Genomic DNA, 18,325 nt, shown 5'->3' on the forward strand with positions numbered 1-18,325 from the left:
GAAACATCTGTGATTTTTATATGTTCACCAGAATGCGCATACCATAATAATATATCCACTTCAACCATTTAGATGTAAGTTTACGGCAGTTCTCTAGCATACTTTTTATTTTCAATCTCATCCAATTTTTATATTTAGATTTGAAAATTCCCAAGTATAAGCCCATTATTCACTTTGGCGGCATAAGCCGTAGAAATCAAAGGTGAAATTGGATATATGGAATGGATCGCAGATCCTACTATTTGGGCAGGACTGGCAACGCTGGTAGTGCTCGAAATTGTATTAGGTATTGACAACCTGATATTTATCGCCATTTTGGCAGAAAAGCTTCCACGTCATCAACGAGATAAAGCCAGAGTTACCGGTTTACTGTGCGCACTGTTGATGCGTTTGGTGCTGTTAGCCAGTATTTCATGGCTGGCCACATTAACGGCTCCCTTGGTCACCTTATCTGGCCACCCGTTCAGCGCCCGTGACTTAATCATGCTGGTCGGTGGGGTATTCCTGCTCTTTAAAGCCACCATGGAGTTAAACGAGCGGCTTGAAGGCAAGGACCAGCATCAAGGTCAGCAGCGCAAAGGTGCACGGTTCTGGCCGGTCGTCGCACAAATTGTGGTACTGGATGCCATATTCTCGCTCGATTCGGTTATTACTGCCGTCGGTATGGTAGACCACCTCGCGGTCATGATGGCTGCGGTCTGTATTGCCATAGGTTTGATGCTGTTGGCCAGTAAGCCATTAACCCGTTTTGTCAACGCGCATCCAACCATTGTCATACTCTGTCTGAGCTTCTTACTGATGATCGGTTTCAGCTTAGTGGCTGAAGGCTTTGGTTACCATATTCCAAAAGGATATCTGTACGCTGCGATTGGTTTCTCCGTCATTATTGAATCGCTCAATCAATTCGCACAATTCAATCGCCGTCGCTTTTTGTCAACGGTTAGACCGTTACGTGAAAGAACCGCAGAAGCAGTGTTACGTATGCTAAGTGGCAAACACGAAGAGGCCGAGCTGGATAACCATACTGCTAACCTGATCGCTGATAATACCAGTGTCGGCCAAGAGGTGTTCAATGAGCAGGAACGCCGCATGATTGAACGGGTGTTGGGGCTGGCGCAACGTACCGTGAGCAGCATCATGACATCACGGCATGATGTTGAGTATCTGGATCTTAACGATCCGCCAGAGAAACTGACTCAGTTGCTGACAAAAAATTTGCATACCCGAATTGTGGTTACTGAAGATAGTTCGACAGATGAACCCTTGGGCGTTATTCACGTCATTGATTTATTAAGGCAACAGTTAGCAGATGAAAAGCTCGACTTACGCGCATTGATTCGCCAACCGTTGATTTTCCCCGAGCAGGTTTCGCTGTTGATGGCATTAGAGCAGTTCCGTCAGGCACAGACGCATTTTGCCTTTGTCGTGGATGAATTCGGTTCCATCGAAGGGGTGGTTACCCTGACCGATGTGATGGAAACCATTGCTGGTAATCTGCCCGTGGCCGGTGAAGAGTTGGATGCCCGTCATGATATTCAGCAAACCGAGGATGGTTGCTGGATTGCGAATGGCTATATGCCGCTGGAAGATTTGGTGCTCTATCTGCCGCTACCTATCGATGATAAACGTGAATATCACACCTTGGCCGGGTTAATCATGGAGTATACCCAGCGCATCCCACAGGTCGGTGAACAGATGAAAATTGGTGGCTATCTATTTGAGCCGTTGGAAGTCAGCAGCCATCGTATCTTGAAGGTAAAAATAACACCGCTGAAAGTGCCTGACCCAGATTATGAAGTGTAATAAACCATCGTGATTTGGCGTAAAAGCCGGGTAAACTCGCCCGGCTTTTTTATCGTGATAGATTGTGATTACAAGTGCACAGGCACCAGAATCTCAGTGGCAACAATCACCACCACCAACCCGACTAAAACCGGTACCGAGGTGCGTTTCACCACTTCAAATGGTGAAATTTTTGCCATACCAGCAACAGCAACCACCACGCCTGAAACCGGGGATAAAGTACGCCCCAAATTTGAAGCCTGTAGCATCGGAATAACCAGATAGGCTGGATTTATCCCCATCTGAGCTGCCAGTTTTGGAATCAATTCAACAAACGCATAGAACGGCGCATTGCCTGACCCGGTGGTCATGGCCGCCAGCATCGTAATCACCACCAGTACCAGCATCATAATAATGCCACCGGTACCAAAAGATTGAGCTAGCCCAATCAGACCACTGATAAAACCAACGGTACTCAACCCTTGTGCAAATACCCCGGCGGCAACCAAAAGCATTACTACAGTAGCAAACGCATCGGCCATGCCACGATAAGCCACCTCAAGGCCGGTAAATACCGTTTTAGCACTGAAGCTGCGTAAGAATTCAATGACGGCGGCAATCAGCATACAAATCACCAACACCGTAATAATATGCAGTTCCGGCCCCCATTTACCGTCAAATATCAACACGCCGATAATCGGGGTAAAGGGTAAAATGGCGTAGAAACCCGGCGCATTGGTGGTGATGTCATTAACATCCATCATCTCATGCTTTTCCTGACTTTTATTATCCAGATAGCGCTGCCAGAAGAAGTGAGCGATAGCCATGCAGACAATCGCGGCAATAGAGATAGGTAAGGTGGTTTTAAAAGCAAAATCGACTAATGGCATCTCAGAGGCTTTCGCTGCCAGTACCACATCGCCTGAGGTTGGCGCGAGAATAATTGCCGCCGGTGATGCACAGATTGCAGCTGCGGCACCCCGACTGATACCGACGTTAACCATCACTGGGAACAGGGTCGCCATCAGTAACACGCCCAACCCGGTTGCCGATGATACCGCCAACGACATCAAGCAGGCCACAAGATAAGCCGCAACCATCAGTAAGTATGGGGAATTGATCATTTGCAGTGGTTTAGAGGCAATCTTAACCACGACATCATTGGCACCGATATGGGTCATATAAGCCGCAAAGCCACATAGCATCATGATCATCATGCCAAGATCGCCACCACGGCTCATCAGCAAGATTTTGACATATTCAACAATGTCCGTCGCCCGCCAGCCGGTTGAGGTCGCACTGGCAGGTAATACATTCTTGCCCATTAAGGCACTGATAATTAATAGCAGTAAACCACCGACCATCAGCACACCTGTTGCTGAATAGCCTTTAATAATATAACGGCCTACACCTACGGCCACGACTATCCCAATCAAAAGATCTAACATATACCCTCTCTGAATCTTGCCTGTTGCTGTGTGTTGCTAAATATTGCTTCAGCATTATTATCGTTAAAATACTTAAATGGCTCTGCACTCTGCCCAAAGTCCATCGGCGAGTTTATGACATCTATCAATGATTCGCAGAGATTTTAGAAACAAATAGTAGTTTGTGAGCAAGAGAGAGGATTTTATGTTTTGAATGGCGAGATTGGCGAACAATTACACAACAAATAGATAACAGTATGCCGTCATTATCTCCGATAAACAGCCATGCCTATCGGAGATAATGGGTAATTAAAGCTTATCGATAAGCTTTTTAAGATCTTTGCTAGCACGGTTTTGTTGATTACGCTCAGCCCAGTCATTGAGTGCTTTTTTAGCTCGTTGCTGTAATTCATTACGCAACAACTGTTCGACATTCAATTGATAGCTAAGCTGAGTCCACGGACCATAAATGCGCAGAGGGATATCAGTACCTTGCAACATTTTTACCAGGCTATCTTGCCCGCTCCAGCCTTGCATAACCCGTACCGCCAGATTCATATCACATTGCTGTTCGGGTAAATTAAGTGACCCGTTACCTTTAATGGAAATCAACGCCGAATCGGCACTAAGATTACTGACTTTCATTGATCCTCGGTGCAAAGCCAGGCTCGCTTGTAGCTGTGTAACCTCAGTATAACGCTCATAACGATCCTGACCTTTGACATCACTGGAACTGCGAGTCACCGCCTGTTGAATAAGCTGTTGAATATTCAGCCCTTCCAGCCGCGCATTAGTCATGCCGAACTGCGCATCCCCCTGCCAACGGTGGTTGAATGCCTCAACATTAAGACCATCACCAGACAACTGCGCTTTCATGGAAAATTTGCCCGTCATCATCGGCGGCAAACCGGCGGCCAATAGAACCGGCCCCAATTCCATATGGTTTATCACTGGGTTAACGGTAGCCAGAACCCTCTTGCCCGTCACATCCAGTGAGCCTGGCAACGAAAAATCGCCCTCAACCGCACTACCGGTTAAGCGGCTAATCTCTACATTCCCGCGCTGATTAGAGGCTTGAAGATTGAGTTGACTGATTTTAATCGCCCGATAGACCAGGTTATTCGCCGTTAGCGATATTTGGGCGGTAAAGTCGCGTAATGCTTGCAAGTCCTGCCCGACATCATCCTCAGCCTGAATCGCAATCACCGGCGCTGTCACGGCAAGCTGTTTGGCCGTTTCTTTGCTGACAACCGTACTTTTAGACTCCCAACCAAAAATAGAGTCCAGATTAAGATTGTCGGCAGCCAAATTGATAACATAATCAGGTACCTTCCCCAAGGTGGCCTTGGCGGTCCCCGTCAACTGGTTGTTATTAGCTGAGAAGCTCAGTTGGTTCAGCAATAATTGTTGAATATCGTGTTGATAACTGGCTTGTAGTGTCCCTTCGCCGCTCACGCCGCCAACAGGAATATCCGCACCTTCCAATTTATAACTGAATTGGCTGATATTGGCGCTGTACTGCTGTGGATAATGGCGCATGTCTGCATCCGCGACCATTGAGAAAGTCACATCACGTTGGTTACGGTTAACACGGCTGGAGAGAGAGATATGTACTTGGCGTTGGGCATCTTGTTGAAGTTCAAGATTGATATCACGTACATTGACTTGATCATTGTCTGCCCGCTGCCAAATCAACAGGCTATCAGCGATTTGTACTTTATTAATGTCGAGCTTCCAGGCACGGTGCTCATTAACAGGCACATTACCGGATGGTGCAACAGGAGCGTCAGGCTGTTGTTGGGCTTCACTGTCGGGCGTCAAGCGGATAACCGCCCCTTTCAACATCACCTGTTTTACTTCAAGTTGATGTGATAATAGAGGCCAAAGTTTGACATCCAGGCGCATATTTTCAGCACTGACAACCGGTGCCGCCGCACCGGGGGCAGTCAGCGCGGTCCGGCCAGCAATAATGCTAAGCTGGGGCCAGACATGCCAGCGCAAATCCCCTTCCAGTTGCAACTGATAACCACTTTTTCTCTCTACCTGTTTGACCATGTAGGCGCGAAAGTCATTAGGATTAACCAGCAATACTAATGCGCTCATCCCTGCAACTAACACAACCAGCAGGATAATTAACGTCGTCAGTAATCGTCTCATGACATCCTCTTGTCTAATCAGGCTAAAAAGTCCAAACAGGCTAAACTTTCCGCAAGAAATGGCTAATCTTTATCGATACGACTGGCTACAGCGCCTTGTTGACCGCGATATTTTGCGTCCTGACGGCTATTATAAGGACGCGCTGCCGGGCCGGAGAGTGGTTCAAAACTCAGCGCGCCAATTAACATCCCTGGGCGTAGCGCTAATGGCAGCTTACCTGAATTATAGAACTCCAGCACAATCCTGCCTTGCCAACCCGGATCTATACGGTGTGCGGTAACATGCACCATTAATCCAAGGCGAGCTAATGAGGAACGACCATCAAGCCAGCCGACCAAGTCATCAGGGATTGTCACCGACTCCAGTGTCACTGCCAGCGCCAACTCCCCTGGATGCAGGAAGAATGCCTCCCCTTCCGGCAGATTGATTTCATCGCTCATGACGCGTTCCAGCGCTTCGCTGACTTCATCCTTCGGGCCGCTTAAGTCAATAAATGCCGCCGTGTGACCATTGAATACACGGAATTGGTTGCCTAAGCGAACATCGACTGTGGCACCATTGATACGTTCTACCGGTGGGCGAGGATCAATACCTAATTTACCGCTGTCCAGCCAGGCTTCTATGTCACGATCGCACAGTCTCATTGCTAAAATCTCCATCAAAATTCGCATGTTACAGCTTATCTACTACGCAAGCTGCCATATTAAGAAGCAAAGGTCCAGACGAACATTACTCAAAGAACTGACTGATTTTCGCTTTTAGAATATCGATCGCAATTCGGTTCTTACCACCGCGAGGAACGATAATGTCAGCATATTGTTTGGACGGTTCTATAAATTGCAGAAACATTGGACGCACAGTCTTCTGATATTGCGCCATCACAGAGTCCATCGAACGACCACGCTCATTAACATCACGCTTCATACGGCGCATCAGGCAGATATCCAGCGGGGTATCAACAAAGATCGAGAAATTCATCTCCTGACGCAGACGGATATCGGTCAACAACAAGATCCCTTCCAAAATAATCACTTTTTTGGGTTCTAAATGGACGGTCTCTTTTTTGCGGGTGTGCTCAGTGTAACTGTAAAGCGGCAGTTCAATCGACCGGCCTGCTTTCAACGATTGCAAATGCTCCAGCAATAAGTTGTGATCCATGGCACTGGGATGGTCATAGTTGGTTTTGACCCGCTCTTCCATTGACAGATGACTCTGGTCTTTGTAATAACCATCCTCAGGGATAACGCCGATATGTTGGTCACCTACCTGCTCGCGTAATTCGCGATACAGCGTGCTGGCGATAAGACTTTTTCCGGAGGCTGAGGCACCCGCTATCCCGATAATGACGCACTGGTGTGCTTTGTCAGTCATAAAATTAAAGACCTGATTACGAAGTGTGAGGGGAGACAAAGCACGCTAGGTGCTTCGAGCGCGGCAATTATAAGGAGTTAGCGGGTTTGATGCCAGCACTATACCCTGCGTCTTTGACGCCGCAGGGGTGTTAGCGGCTCTCACGCACCCGAATCACTGACTTATGTCAGCTCATCGGGATTTATTCGTTTGCTGCCTACCTGCAACGCCAATGACTTTGGGTATAATTTTGCGTCTTTGACGCCGCAGGGGGGTTAGCGGCTCTCACGCACCCGAATCACTGACTTATGTCAGCTCATCGGGATTTATTCGTTTGCTGCCTACCTGCAACGCCAATGACTTTGGGTATAATTTTGCGTCTTTGACGCCGCAGGGGTGTTAGCGGCTCTCACGCACCCGAATCACTGACTTATGTCAGCTCATCGGGATTTATTCGTTTGCTGCCTACCTGCAACGCCAATGACTTTGGGCATAATTTTGCGTCTTTGACGCCGCAGGGGTGTTAGCGGTTCTCACGCACCCGAATCACTGACTTATGTCAGCTCATCGGGATTTATTCGTTTGCTGCCTACCTGCAACGCCAATGACTTTGGGCATAATTTTGCGTCTTTGACGCCGCAAGGGTGTTAGCGGCTGTTACACCGCGCGGAATGAGATTTCCGTTGGGATAGCTTCCCCTTGCCAGTACATCTCTGCCGCCACATTTGATGCCAGTTGGCGATAGATATCAGCAAATTCACTGTCAGGGTGGCTAATAACCGTTGGTTCGCCGCGATCAAGATCTTCGCGCAAAGAAATATGCAATGGAATTTGGCCCAACAGTTTGCAATGGTACTTCTGCGCCAGTTTCTCCGCCCCGCCGGTGCCGAAAATAGGCTCCAAATGGCCGCAATTGCTGCAAATATGCATGCTCATATTTTCAATAATACCCAACACTGGCACATGCACTTTCTCAAACATCACAATGCCTTTCATGGCATCGATTAAGGCAATGTCTTGTGGCGTTGTCACCACCAATGCTCCCGTCACCGGAATATTTTGCGACAGCGTCAACTGGATATCACCGGTACCCGGTGGCATATCAATCACCAAATAATCCAAATCCGGCCATAAGGTGTCTTGCAGCATCTGCATCAATGCCTTACTGGCCATTGGGCCGCGCCACACCATAGCGTTCTCATCAGTGACCAGATAACCAATCGAGTTAGTCGCCAGACCGTGAGCCATGATCGGTGCCATATGCTTGCCGTCAGGGGACGTTGGTCGCTGATTTATGGTTCCAAGCATATTGGGAATGGAAGGGCCATAAATATCGGCATCCAGAATGCCGACTTTGGCCCCCTCTTCCGCCAATGCCAGTGCCAGATTAACGGCGGTACTGGATTTCCCCACACCACCTTTACCCGAGCTGACAGCCACAATATTACGCACGCCTTTGATACCCGGCTGATCATTGGCACGTTTGAGCGTGGTGATATTATGTGACAGCTTCCAATCAATAGCTTTAGCACCAGTCACTGCCAGCAATTCCCCGCTGACCGACTCTTTCAATGCATCAAAACCATATTGCCAGGCAAACGGCATCACCAGCTCGATATGCAACACATTGTCCAATAAGGCGCAATGGTGAATAGCACGCAGGGTATGGAGATCCTTTTGCAAGGTTGGGTGAGTAAAGGCCGTAAGAACCTTTGAAATTTGTGATTGCAGCAGGTCAGGGGTGGTCTGCTCGGGGGATTTTGGGCTCATCCCGGCTCCTTGAATTTATCGTTATTAACCAATGATAGTGTACCAGAACTCAGTTGCCCCTGTGTCACCAAAGTAAACCGATTATGACTTAAGGCAAAGTGCAGGTTGCCTTACCCTAGCGGCAAGCCAGCATATCGGTTAACATCAAAGACCCTTTAATCGACATAAAGAAAGCAATTTCCCACTATGGCTCAAGTCGCGAAAAAAATATTGGTGACGTCCGCGCTACCATACGCTAACGGTTCTATACATCTCGGCCACATGCTCGAGCACATCCAGGCAGATATCTGGGTCCGTTTCCAGCGAATGCGCGGCAACCAGGTTCATTTTATCTGTGCAGATGATGCCCACGGCACCCCGATCATGCTGAAAGCTCAGCAACTGGGTATCGAACCAGAGCAGATGATTGCCGAAATGAGCCAGGAACACCAACAGGATTTCGCCGGTTTCGCTATCAGTTATGATAACTATCACTCCACTCACAGTGATGAAAACCGTGAACTGTCGAGCCTGATATACAGCCGTCTGAAAGCAAACGGTTATATCAAGAATCGCACCATTTCTCAGCTCTATGACCCTGAGAAAGGCATGTTCCTGCCCGATCGTTTTGTCAAAGGCACCTGTCCGAAGTGTAAAGCGCCAGATCAATATGGCGATAACTGTGAAGTGTGTGGCGCAACCTACAGCCCGACTGAACTTATCGATCCAAAGTCGGCAGTTTCTGGTGCGACTCCGGTGATGCGCGAATCTGAACATTTCTTCTTCGACCTGCCGGCCTTCAGCGATATGTTGCAAGCCTGGACGCGTTCTGGCGCGCTGCAAGAGCAAGTTGCGAACAAAATGCAGGAATGGTTTGAGTCTGGCCTACAACAGTGGGATATCACCCGTGATGCGCCCTACTTCGGTTTTGAAGTACCGGACGCGCCAGGTAAATATTTCTATGTCTGGCTGGATGCCCCAATCGGCTATATGGGGTCGTTTAAGAATCTGTGCGACAAGCGCGGCGACCTGGACTTTGATGAGTTCTGGCGTGAGGGTTCTGAAACCGATCTTTATCACTTTATTGGTAAAGACATTGTTTACTTCCATAGCCTGTTTTGGCCTGCCATGTTGGAAGGCAGCAATTTCCGCAAACCGACCAATATCTTTGTTCATGGTTATGTCACGGTAAACGGCGCGAAAATGTCGAAATCACGCGGCACATTCATTAAAGCCAGCACCTACCTGCAACACTTTGATGCCGATTGCTTGCGTTATTACTACGCCGCGAAACTCTCTTCGCGCATTGATGATATTGATTTAAATCTGGAAGATTTTGTCCAGCGTGTTAATACCGATATCGTCAATAAAGTTGTGAATCTGGCTTCGCGTAATGCAGGTTTTATCAATAAACGCTTTGGCGGTAAATTAGCCGACCAGTTGGCAGATCCAGTGCTGTATAAAACCTTCACTGATGCGGCTATCAGCATTGCAGATGCCTATAATAGCCGCGAATCAGGCAAAGCTATCCGTGAAATTATGGCACTGGCTGATATTGCCAATCGTTATGTTGATGAACAAGCCCCGTGGGTGATAGCGAAAGAGGAAGGTCGCGATGCCGACCTACAAGCGGTTTGCTCCTTGGGTATCAATCTGTTCCGCGTACTGATGACTTACCTGAAACCGGTATTGCCATCGCTGACTGAACGTACTGAGGCTTTCCTCAATACCGAACTAACGTGGGATAGCATTCAACAACCGCTGTTAGGCCATCAGATCAATACCTTTAAAGCCCTGTTCAATCGTATCGAGTTAGATAAAGTTAACGAAATGGTTACTTCGTCTAAAGCGGATATGGCACCAACAGTGGTAGCCACCGGGCCATTAGCTGACTCTCCGATTCAGGAAACCATCAGTTTTGATGATTTTGCTAAAGTGGATATGCGTATTGCGCTGATTCAGCAGGCAGAATTTGTTGAAGGCTCTGATAAGTTATTGAAACTGACTTTGGATATCGGCGGCCAAACTCGCCAGGTCTTCTCTGGCATCCGTTCTGCATATCCTGACCCGAAAGTATTGGAAGGCCGATTGACCATGATGGTGGCTAACCTGGCACCACGCAAAATGCGCTTCGGTCTTTCAGAAGGTATGGTGATGGCGGCAGGCCCTGGCGGTAAAGATATCTTCCTGCTTAGCCCAGACAGTGGTGCCCAACCCGGCATGCAAGTGAAATGATTTGATGTATGACAGTGTTCTCTGACGAAAGTGGTTGTCAGGGAATAACTAAATTGTCAGGAAATAGCAAAAATGCCGGTCAGGGGAAACCTAACCGGCATTTTTTATCGCACAATGTTGGTAATGGTGGACAACCGCTCCCGTTGCCATGCCTCCAACCAAAACAGCATATTAATAAATAAGCTTAATGAGAAAATAAGAAACAGAATACTGTCCAGCAAAGAAACCTTAATTAGCGCATTAATAATAATATTCTTATGATGTTTCATCTCGACAAAACCTGATGCGAAAAACCAAAATACGCCGATGGCGCCTAATAAATTTAACATCACAACCGGCCAATGCCACCTTGCCAGTAAAAAGAAAATCCACGACAGTAACATCAGGGAAATAATGGCATCATCCAGTTCAAATAATAGAAAGAAACTTATATATAATGCACTAAAGCAAGCAATAGCGAGACCAAACGGATACTCTTCCGTTATAACAGCAGCAAATTGTTTTTTTCGCTCACAATCTGGCAGCTTCACATCATAAATATTTATAAATATCAGATACAGTAAAAATAAATCTGATAAGAATGAGGTAACTGTATTGTGTATAACCATTTCAATAATGGGGAAAAGATGAAAAACCAACCAATAAGGCGTCAGATTTTGGTAGGTTAACCGATTGAAGCAAGGCAGCAATAAGACTAATGAGTAGACTGCGGGGAAAACCTGAATCGATAAAGACAAGACTTCATCTGCTAAATCAGGAAATAGTATTATTATTAAAAAAATGAGTACCGTCAATGCTAATAAATAGCGAATAAATAGAAATAAAAACTCACTGCGTGACAGATAAAAATAGATATTCTTATAGGTAAAACAGCACAAACTCAGTTGTGTTCTATCAGCACTCTCCTGCCTGAATTTATATAGACTGCTAACTTTTTCCATAGTGACTTTAATCCTTTAAATATCATTAACTTTAAAATTGCAAAACCTATCTATATTATGGAATTGAACCTCTATTATTGATTACTACACATTTTCATTAGGGTATCAGTACTGAGCAAACAACGAAATAAAAAATTAATCCTAATAAAAATAAGGGAATACTCAACGCAAGAATAAACCATTGCAATAGAAAGGTTATTAAGCCTATTTCCTCGCAGCATAATAATCCATTAGCCCTATTTTGCTGCTTATTTAAGCCATCCAAACTAAAAGATATAACCCAATCCAAAAATTCATAACAAAGTTAATTCCTAATCAAAATAGTTATGGTTATGATGCTGTACAGCGGCGAATAGACGTCTAGACACAAAGATAGCCATAACAACGACAACACCACTCACTTTGCATAACTTATCGACACCATGACGGAGTTTTGGATGAAAAAAATTGCTTCCCCTTTACTGGCCCTGAGCCTACTGACAGCACTGCCGGTATTCGCAGCGGACACCGCCACGGTAGCCCCGATCCCAGATGCTATCGCCAAACATCCAGGGCAGATTAAAATTGCCGTGATCCGTAACCTGGGATCTGATGACAACACCACTCAATTTTTGTCCGGTGTATTAAAAGAAGGTAAAAAGCTCGGTTTCAAAGTCGATACCTTCTTGAGCAACGGTGACGACGCCCGTTTTCAAGACTTTGTGAATCAGGCCATCAGCCAAAAATATGACGGCATCATTCTCTCTCAGGGGCGTGACCCGTACTCAACCGAACTGGTTAAACGGATTGCAGCCAGCGGCATTGCGGTATCGGTGTTCGATACCGCTATTCAGGGCGAGATTCCCGGCCTGACCGTCACTCAGCAGGATGATGCATCCCTGACCAATGAATCCTTTGGCCAATTGGTCAAAGACTTCAACGGTAAAGCCAATATCATCAAGCTTTGGGTTGCCGGTTTCCCACCGATGGAACGTCGCCAGGCCGCTTATCAGGCACTGCTAAAACAGAATCCGGGTATTCATGAACTGGAGTCTATCGGAGCCGTGTCTTCTGATGTGCAGGGTGATACCGCCAATAAAGTCGGTGCCGTATTGGCAAAATATCCGAAAGGCAAAATCGACGCAATCTGGGGAACTTGGGATGCCTTTACTCAAGGCGCTTATAAAGCCTTACAGGAAAATGGCCGTACCGAGATCAAACTCTACAGCATTGATATATCGAATCAGGATTTACAACTGATGCGTGAAGCCAATAGCCCATGGAAAGTCAGTGTTGCCGTCGATCCTAAACTGATTGGAGCCGTTAACTTACGTTTGGTCGCCAAGAAGATTGCTGGGGAAGAGACGCCTGCCAGTTATGAGTTCCGTGCTGCATCCATTCCACAAGCCTTGCTGGCCAGTCAACCCGGCGCGGTTAACGTGGCAGGCTTGAGTAAAATCATTCCGGGCTGGGGCCAATCCGATGATTTCAACTCACCCTGGTTCGCCACCCTTGCCGCCAAAAACGGCCAGTAAATCTAACCGACTGGGAGTGAAATAGATGGCAACGCAAGCTTCCTTGCCACAACCCGAATACAGCCGCAATATGCGGCTGATTGGCCATAGCAATCAGGGCGGAAAACCCGACGGTGTACAGGTAATGGTGCACCGTGGCTATGCCTATGTCGGCCATATGGTATCGCAAGGGGTATCAATTATTGATGTGCGGGATGCGAAAAATCCGCGCCCGGCAGGTTTTATCGCCGCTCCCCCCAATACTTGGAACGTACACTTACAAGTCCATGATGACCTGCTGCTGGTGATTAACGCACGCGACCTGTTTGCCGACGCCAGTTTTGCGCAAGAGAAAGTCTATTACACCCGCTCCGTGGCACAAACCGTCAGTACCCGGCAGGAAGGTCGCAGTTGGAGTGCCGGTTTACGTATTTTTGATATTTCGATACCGGATAGACCGCGTGAAATTAGCTTCCTGCCGCTTGATGGTATTGGTATTCATCGCATCTGGTATGTTGGCGGCCGCTGGGCTTATGTTTCTGCATTGCTGGATGGCTACAGTGATTATATTTTCCTGGCCATTGATCTGGCTGACCCGCAAAAACCACAGGTGGCGGGGCGTTATGCTTTACCCGGCATGCATACTGCGGCGGGTGAGCAACCAAGCTGGCCAGAAGGCAAACGTTACGCATTGCATCATGCCATTATCAGCGGTGATACAGCCTATGGCAGTTGGCGCGATGGTGGACTGACCCTGCTGGATGTCTCTGACCGGCATGAGCCGAAACTGATCAGCCATCGCAACTGGAGCCCCCCCTTTGGTGGCGGCACCCATACTGCACTTCCATTGCCAGACCGCGACCTATTAGTGGTGCTGGATGAGGCGGTGCTGGATAATCAGGAAGATGGTGAAAAGCATATTTGGCTGTTCGATATTCGTGAGCCAAGCAATCCGGTGAGTATCTCAACTTTTCCGGTACCTGATGAGCGGGATTACGTCACAAAAGGGGCGCATTTCGGCCCGCACAACCTGCATGAGAACCGCCCAGGCAGCTTTATCAGTTCGTCACTGATTTTTGCTACCTATCAAAATGCCGGAGTGCGCGCTTACGACATCAGTAACCCATACCAACCGAAGGAAACCGGTGCATTAGTGCCTGCAGCCCCGGAAAAAATGGTGGATAAACGCCCTGGTCGGCCACAAGTTATTCAGTCATGTGATGTGTTTGTTGATGCACAAGGGATTATCTACAGCACCGATTATAACGCTGGGCTGTCAATCATCGAATATTTAGGTTAATTATCCTCTTCGTCCTTGACGTTACTGCTATGTTAGCGGTAACGCCCATGACCTTGGCGATATCAATTACTGGCAGATCGATTCAGGCCGATCTGCTGCTTACAAAAATTTTTCCTCCCTCCCCCCTCTCTTTATCGCCGCAATAGTCTAATGTAGTTGGTTGAGCCACTGTCGTAGCGCTGTGCGAGTCATTCTTTTTATTAGAAATAATCCGCATAGATATATCTTATTATCCAAATAATTAAAAAAGAAAATGCCATGAAAGGATTTCCATCACGTGTCACCAATTTATTGATTGCTTCGCTGGTCCTGACTATTGGGCGAGCTATCACCCTGCCCTTTATAACTATCTATTTGGCTGAGCATTTTCAGTTGGCTCCCGATAAAGTCGGGCTGGTGTTAGGGGCAAGTTTGACGTTAGGTATTTTCACTAGCCTATATGGTGGCTATCTGGTGGACAAATTCAATAAAAAGCTATTGATTTTGCTCGCAATAAGTCTGTTTTCTGCCACATTTTTTACTTTGCCATGGATTGAGCATCCGGCCTGGATCATTCTGATTTTGGCGCTGCTGCATTCGGCCTACTCGGTTTACAGTATCGCACTCAAAGCCTGTTTTGCTGATTGGCTGCCAGTAAATGAACGTATTAAAGCCTTTTCAGCTAACTACACACTGGTCAATGTCGGCTGGGCGGTGGGGCCGGCGATGGGGGTTTTGGTGGTTGGTTTTGGCTCACAATTGCCTTTTATCATTTCGGGTGTATTGGCGTTGCTGGTCGCGGTGGCGTTGAAATTCAGAATAAGCAGTACCGATATGTTAGCAACAGAACATTCAGCCAGCGAATCAGTACCGGATTTCCGCCAAACATTTACTATCTTACGTTGTGATAAACGGCTGATTTACTTCACCCTGGGCAGTATGCTCAGTGCCATTGTCTTTGGCCAATTCTCGGGTTATTTATCTCAATATCTGATTACGGTGTCAGATGCTAAATTTGCCTATCAGGTGATCGGTGCAGTAATGACCGTTAATGCAACTATTGTGATTACCCTGCAATACTTATTAAGTCGCCGTATGAATCAGCAGAACTTAATGCGCTGGCTGATGTTTGGCACCCTGTTCTTTATCATTGGCCTACTCGGATTTATGGCGGCTCAAGATTCAATTCCACTATGGATGCTGGCAATGGCGATTTTCTCATTGGGCGAAATTATTGTTATCCCAGTCGAATACTTGTTTATCGATTTTATTGCTCCAGCGAATCTCAAAGGCAGTTACTATGGGGTACAAAATCTCGGTCAGTTAGGCGGAGCGATTAATCCGGTACTTTGTGGCTTCTTGCTAGCCTGGGCCGCACCGCAGATGATGTTCTATATGCTGATTATCGCGGCTATTTTGGGGCTGGCATTTTTCTATCGTGGCTATCGATTGGCTAAGACGCAGTCGGCTCAACCCCATCAGGTATCAGAACATACCCAATAGGCGCCCAGATGCAGCAAGGCGGGCTGCGAATAAGTTATGTGTAGTAGCAAATCAACACGCTCACAGTTTGATACATGATGAGTCTATTATTCATAGTGTGACAGCTAGCACATAATCAAACTTAATTGTATGATGAATGCACTCCGTAACTCAGGACCTTTTCTATGCGCAATGTGACTTCACTTTGCTGGCAGTACCTGCGGGCTTTCGCCATTATTTATCTGTGCTTATGGGCGGGTAAAGCACTGGCTTTGCTGCTGCCTATCACCATCCCTGGCAGTATCATTGGGATGCTGATTTTATTTGCTCTGCTGGCATCCCAGATATTGCCTTCAATCTGGGTGAAACCCGGTTGCCACCTACTGATCCGTTATATGGCGCTGTTGTTTGTGCCGATTGGTGTCGGTGTGATGCAGTACTACGACCAACTGACTAAACAGTTTGGTCCCATCGTAGTTTCCTGCTTTGTCAGCACCCTAATTGTCATGTTGGTGGTGGCTTACAGTTCTCATTATGTTCACCGCGAACGCAAAGTCATTGGTTCTCCTACCCATACCGAGGACGACAAATGATCAGCAATTTATGGTGGTCACTGCCACTCACCTTAATCGTATTCTTTGGTGCGCGTCGCTTAGCCCGCTGGCTGAAAATGCCACTGCTTAACCCATTATTGATATCGATGGTTGTTATCATTCCATTGCTGCTGGTCACGCATATGCCCTATGCCAACTATTTTGCTGGCAGCAAAGTATTGAATGATTTACTGCAACCCGCCGTGGTGGCGCTAGCTTTCCCGCTATATGAACAATTGCATCAAATTCGCGCCCGCTGGAAATCCATTATCAGTATCTGTTTTATTGGCAGTATTACCGCCATGGTTAGTGGTACGGCGGTCGCCCTGTGGATGGGAGCAACCCCGGAGATTGCGGCTTCGGTATTGCCTAAATCTGTCACCACACCTATTGCCATGGCCGTCGCTGAGTCTATCCATGGCTTACCCGCCATCAGCGCAGTATGCGTCATTTTTGTCGGTATTTTGGGTGCGGTATTTGGCCATAGCTTGCTAAATTTATTAAAGATAACCACTAAGGCCTCGCGAGGTTTAGCCATGGGTACCGCCTCCCATGCACTGGGCACCGCCCGTTGTGCTGAAATGGACTTTCAGGAAGGTGCATTTAGCTCACTGGCACTGGTAATCTGCGGGATTATCACTTCACTGTTGGCTCCTTTCCTATTCCCGGTGTTACTCCATTTGTTCGGCTAATGGCGTGAGACCCTGACGCGCAAACGCATATCAGGGTCTACAGTAACAAGGTGAAATAGCGCCTGTTTTCAGGTTTAAATTTGAGATACATCTCTCATTTGAGATTTTACTTGCATCGATTTCATTGGTAATGAGATCTTAATCACATCAAGAAGCCCCTAAGCTGCCTAAAATAGTTTCCCGTTACTCTTGGAGAGACTCCCTATGCAAGCACGTTTTCATGCCCCTTGGGCTAAGCTACCCGCTTCACTGCAATCAGCACTTGAACCTATTCTGAGCGCAAACGATTTCCCTGCCATGTTGACAGCGAAGCAAGTGGAAACGGTAAAAAGCATCAGTGGGTTGGATGACAATGCGCTGGCATTCGCGTTGTTGCCGCTGGCTGCCGCGTGTGCGCTGGCGCCAATCTCTCATTTTATGGTTGGTGCTATCGCTCAGGGGAGCAGCGGCAACCTCTATTTTGGCGCCAATATGGAGTTTAGCGGTGTACCGCTACAACAAACCATTCATGCCGAGCAGTGTGCGGTTACTCATGCCTGGTTACGCGGCGAAGCCAGCCTGGTCGCAATTACTGTTAATTACACTCCCTGTGGTCATTGCCGCCAGTTTATGAATGAGCTGAATAGCGGAACCGACCTGCATATCCATTTGCCGGGCCGCCCTGCCGCAACCCTGGGTCACTATTTGCCTGACTCTTTCGGCCCGAAAGATTTGGATATCACCACGCTGCTGATGGATCCGGTGTTTCATGGCTACACCGTAGCTGAAACCGATGCACTGACTCAGGCAGCCCTCGAAGGTGCGAACCACAGTCATGCTCCTTATAGCAATGCTCATAGCGGTGTTGCATTGGAAGCGGCTGATGGTGCTATCTATGTGGGCCGTTATGCAGAAAATGCCGCCTTCAACCCCAGCCTACCACCGCTGCAAGCTGCATTGATCCTGACCAACATTACCGGTGGGGATTGCGCGGCCATTCGCCGTGCGGTGCTGATTGAGGGCAGTAATCCGACACTGACTCAGTGGGATGCCACACTGGCAACACTGGCAGCCTTAGGTTGCGATGATGTAAAACACGTGACATTTTTGCCTAAATAACCCCCAACTAATTGGGGGTTACATGGCTAACCCCCAGTTATCACGCT

Annotated in this window: 14 protein-coding genes; 8 read left to right on the forward strand and 6 right to left on the reverse strand. The window is 47.5% G+C overall.

Features of this window, described 5'->3' with window-relative positions; genetic code table 11:
• The first annotated feature begins 216 nt into the window (after positions 1-216).
• Positions 217-1,803: a TerC family protein gene (locus V1953_RS13885; protein WP_442851055.1), complete on the forward strand. Its 1,587-nt coding sequence runs from the start codon at positions 217-219 to the stop codon at positions 1,801-1,803.
• 68 nt (positions 1,804-1,871) lie between these two features.
• On the opposite strand, the gene dcuC is transcribed toward V1953_RS13885, so the two are convergent.
• The 5 genes from dcuC to apbC all read right to left on the reverse strand — a co-directional run bounded on the left by dcuC (position 1,872) and on the right by apbC (position 8,486).
• Positions 1,872-3,230 carry an anaerobic C4-dicarboxylate transporter DcuC gene (gene dcuC, locus V1953_RS13890; protein ID WP_005187706.1) on the reverse strand — a complete coding sequence of 453 codons (1,359 nt, stop codon included), beginning with the start codon at positions 3,228-3,230 and terminating at the stop codon, positions 1,872-1,874.
• 288 nt (positions 3,231-3,518) lie between these two features.
• The gene (gene asmA / locus V1953_RS13895) at positions 3,519-5,366 is read right to left on the reverse strand and encodes an outer membrane assembly protein AsmA (RefSeq protein WP_083159352.1); all 1,848 of its coding nucleotides are present in this window, start codon (positions 5,364-5,366) and stop codon (positions 3,519-3,521) included.
• Between the two features lie 62 nt (positions 5,367-5,428).
• Positions 5,429-6,010, reverse strand: a complete 582-nt coding sequence (gene dcd, locus V1953_RS13900; protein WP_032906849.1) for a dCTP deaminase — start codon at positions 6,008-6,010, stop codon at positions 5,429-5,431.
• 85 nt (positions 6,011-6,095) lie between these two features.
• Positions 6,096-6,737: a uridine kinase gene (udk, locus tag V1953_RS13905; RefSeq protein WP_083159353.1), complete on the reverse strand. Its 642-nt coding sequence runs from the start codon at positions 6,735-6,737 to the stop codon at positions 6,096-6,098.
• 636 nt (positions 6,738-7,373) lie between these two features.
• Positions 7,374-8,486 (reverse strand): iron-sulfur cluster carrier protein ApbC, encoded by a 1,113-nt coding sequence (gene apbC / locus V1953_RS13910; protein ID WP_442851056.1) that lies wholly within the window; start codon positions 8,484-8,486, stop codon positions 7,374-7,376.
• A 186-nt stretch (positions 8,487-8,672) separates the two neighbouring features.
• On the opposite strand from apbC, the gene metG reads away from it, so the two are divergent.
• Positions 8,673-10,700, forward strand: coding sequence for a methionine--tRNA ligase (metG, locus tag V1953_RS13915; protein WP_083159355.1), 2,028 nt, complete (start codon positions 8,673-8,675; stop codon positions 10,698-10,700).
• Between the two features lie 104 nt (positions 10,701-10,804).
• Here the strand turns inward: metG and V1953_RS13920 are convergent, their stop codons facing one another.
• Positions 10,805-11,641: a hypothetical protein gene (locus V1953_RS13920; RefSeq protein ID WP_083159356.1), complete on the reverse strand. Its 837-nt coding sequence runs from the start codon at positions 11,639-11,641 to the stop codon at positions 10,805-10,807.
• 437 nt (positions 11,642-12,078) lie between these two features.
• On the opposite strand from V1953_RS13920, the gene V1953_RS13925 reads away from it, so the two are divergent.
• The 6 genes from V1953_RS13925 to cdd all read left to right on the forward strand — a co-directional run bounded on the left by V1953_RS13925 (position 12,079) and on the right by cdd (position 18,278).
• Positions 12,079-13,155, forward strand: coding sequence for a sugar ABC transporter substrate-binding protein (locus tag V1953_RS13925; protein ID WP_193784687.1), 1,077 nt, complete (start codon positions 12,079-12,081; stop codon positions 13,153-13,155).
• Positions 13,156-13,180: 25 nt separating this feature from the next.
• Entirely contained in the window at positions 13,181-14,434 is a 1,254-nt protein-coding gene (locus V1953_RS13930; protein ID WP_083159358.1) for an LVIVD repeat-containing protein, read from the forward strand.
• Positions 14,435-14,692: 258 nt separating this feature from the next.
• Complete coding sequence (locus V1953_RS13935; protein WP_083159359.1) at positions 14,693-15,916, forward strand: MFS transporter; 1,224 nt, start codon at positions 14,693-14,695, stop codon at positions 15,914-15,916.
• Positions 15,917-16,080: 164 nt separating this feature from the next.
• Entirely contained in the window at positions 16,081-16,488 is a 408-nt protein-coding gene (locus V1953_RS13940; protein ID WP_083159360.1) for a CidA/LrgA family protein, read from the forward strand.
• Positions 16,485-17,180, forward strand: a complete 696-nt coding sequence (locus tag V1953_RS13945; RefSeq protein WP_032906846.1) for a CidB/LrgB family autolysis modulator — start codon at positions 16,485-16,487, stop codon at positions 17,178-17,180. The genes V1953_RS13940 and V1953_RS13945 overlap by 4 nt, the downstream gene beginning before the upstream one ends.
• Positions 17,181-17,384: 204 nt before the next feature.
• Positions 17,385-18,278, forward strand: coding sequence for a cytidine deaminase (gene cdd / locus V1953_RS13950; RefSeq protein WP_372558455.1), 894 nt, complete (start codon positions 17,385-17,387; stop codon positions 18,276-18,278).
• Positions 18,279-18,325 lie beyond the last annotated feature (47 nt).

This window comes from Yersinia sp. 2541 StPb PI, assembly GCF_052217145.1.
Lineage (GTDB): Bacteria > Pseudomonadota > Gammaproteobacteria > Enterobacterales > Enterobacteriaceae > Yersinia > Yersinia enterocolitica_E.